Annotated in this window: 1 protein-coding gene and 1 pseudogene; one reads left to right on the top strand and one right to left on the bottom strand. The window is 75.4% G+C overall.

Features of this window, described 5'->3' with window-relative positions:
* Nucleotides 1-357 (top strand): annotated as a pseudogene (locus AE652_RS41360) (hypothetical protein); the annotation flags it as partial.
* A 70-nt stretch (nucleotides 358-427) separates the two neighbouring features.
* Here AE652_RS41360 and AE652_RS41355 read toward each other — a convergent pair.
* Nucleotides 428-1,207 carry an SURF1 family protein gene (locus AE652_RS41355; RefSeq protein WP_049661142.1) on the bottom strand — a complete coding sequence of 260 codons (780 nt, stop codon included), beginning with the start codon at nucleotides 1,205-1,207 and terminating at the stop codon, nucleotides 428-430.
* Nucleotides 1,208-1,454: the final 247 nt, after the last annotated feature.

Below are 1,454 nucleotides of genomic sequence, written 5' to 3'. Positions count from 1 at the left end.
GCGGGTCCGGGGGCGGCCGTCGCACGGGCGGTGTACACGCCGCCCGCGGACGGGGGCGACCCGGTCCAGCTCGCCAAGGGGGGCGGCAAGAGCGGCTCGTCCGGTTCGAAGGGGTCGGGGTCCAAGGGCTCCAAGACCGGTCGCAGCGTGCACCACCACATCGACCACTACGACTCCGACGACCACAACGGCAGCGGCGGCAACGGCAACGGCCACTGCCACAGCGACCCGACGCCGCTGCCCACCGGCTCGTCGACCCCGACCCAGCCGCTGCTCCCCCCGCAGACGCCGACTCCGACAGCGCCCCCGCCGACGGTCAAGCCGACACCGGCACCGGCCCTGCCGACCAAGCGCTGAGCCGGGGCGGCCGAACGCCGAGTCGGGGCGGCCGAGCGCCGAACCGGCGTCTGCGTCAAGGCGCCGCCGGTCAGTCCAGGACCGGGTCCAGCCCGAGGGCCCGGTCCTGCTCCGCCTCCGCCTCCCGGCGCACCAGGCGGTACCACATGAAGACCACGAACCCGCCGAAGACGAACCACTCCAGGGTGTAGCCCAGGTTCTGGAACGCGCGCAGGGTGAGCCCGTCGCCGCCCTGGGGCTGCACGGTCGGTACGGAGGCCAGCCCGGCGGGCGCGTCGTCGGCGGCCACCCAGCCGTCGTACCAGCCGTCGTACTCCAGCACGTTCAGCAGCGAGGCCCGGTTGATCATGCCGAGCTGCCCGGCGGGCAGACCGCCCGCCACCGCGCCGTTGCTGCCCACCGACTCGTTGGCCTGGAGGCGCCCGGTCACCGTCACCTCTCCGCCCGGCGGCGGCCCGGCGACGGCCGGGTCCCCGGCCGACCAGCCGCGCACCACGGCGACGGCGTGTCCGTCGGCGGTGCGCAGCGGGGTGAGCACGTAGTAGCCCTGCTTGCCGTCCACCACGCGGTTGGGGACGAGCAGTTGGTGCTCGCCGTCGTAGCTGCCGGTCACCGTGACGGTCCTGCCGACGGTTTCCGTGCTCACCTGCGGGGTCGCCTGGTTGAGCAGCGCGTCGATCGGCCGGGCGTCACCCGAAGCGGTGACCGCCTGCTTGGCCTCCTGGTGCGTGGACACCCGGTCCTCGAAGCGGCCGAGCTGCCAGGAACCCAGCCACAGGCACACCGCCACGGCCGCCACGGCCACGACGGTGCCGCCGAGCCAGCGCGGAGTCAGGAGGAACCGGTACACACCCCCACGGTATCCACTCCTCACACCCGCCCCGTCCCCCGGGCCCCGAACACGGCCGCCTCCGGGCGGTCGCCCCGGCCTCTCCGCGACACCGGCGGCCCCGGCGGGCATCACCCCGCCGTCGTCACTCCGCCGTCGTCACCGAGCCGTCGGTGAGCCCGACGGCTGCGGCGCCGGGCCGCCCAGCCCCTGGACGCCGCCGCGGTAGACGGTGCCGCTGCACGCCACCGGCAGGGTCGCCGTGGCG

It is taken from the genome of Kitasatospora sp. MY 5-36, assembly GCF_001182915.1.
Taxonomy (GTDB): Bacteria; Actinomycetota; Actinomycetes; order Streptomycetales; family Streptomycetaceae; genus Kitasatospora.
This window is presented reverse-complemented; position numbering and strand designations above follow the sequence as displayed.